Annotated in this window: 1 protein-coding gene; it reads left to right on the top strand. The window is 59.2% G+C overall.

The window, feature by feature from the left end; all coding sequences use genetic code 11:
• Nucleotides 1-613, top strand: a 613-nt coding sequence (locus tag ADK28_RS12710; protein ID WP_048795811.1) for a type VI secretion protein IcmF/TssM N-terminal domain-containing protein, incomplete at both ends; no start/stop codon positions are given.

Below are 613 nucleotides of genomic sequence, written 5' to 3'. Positions count from 1 at the left end.
CGGGGGACGGAAGACCAGAATGAGCAGAATGCCCACCTGTGGCGACATTTGCTGACCTGGCTGAAAGCGCACCGCCGACGCCAGCCGCTTAATGGTCTGATCCTGACGCTTGATCTCAGTGAACTGGCGAGGATGGGGACATCCGCCCGTCACGCCAGAGCCCAGGTGCTGCGTACCCGTCTGATGGACATTGCCGATGAGCTGCATACGCGGCTGCCAGTCTATGTGGTCCTCACGCATATCGATATGCTGCATGGCGCAGGAGATTTTTTCCGCCAGCTGGATGCGCAGACCCGACAGTCGCTGCTTGGCGTGAGCTTCAGCCCTGACACGGTGGGGACAAACACATGGTCCGGCGAGCTGGAGACCTTCTGGGATCTCTGGCTTAGCCAGCTTAACGCTGCGCTCAGTGCCACCATGTGGGCTCCCCCAGTGCAAACGCCTCCGGCAGATGCGTTTTTGTTTGTACGCCAGCTTGCGGGACTTAAATCGTTCCTGCAGACGATGCTGTCAGACGTGCTGACAGGGGAGGAAACGGCTGCCTTCCCCATGAGGGGCATTTATCTGAGTTCAGTGTATCAGCAGGGCGTGCCTTTTGATGGCTTCTCCCGGG

It is taken from the genome of Serratia sp. 506_PEND, assembly GCF_001076875.1.
In the GTDB taxonomy this organism is placed as follows: Bacteria; Pseudomonadota; Gammaproteobacteria; order Enterobacterales; family Enterobacteriaceae; genus Serratia; species Serratia marcescens.
This window is presented reverse-complemented; position numbering and strand designations above follow the sequence as displayed.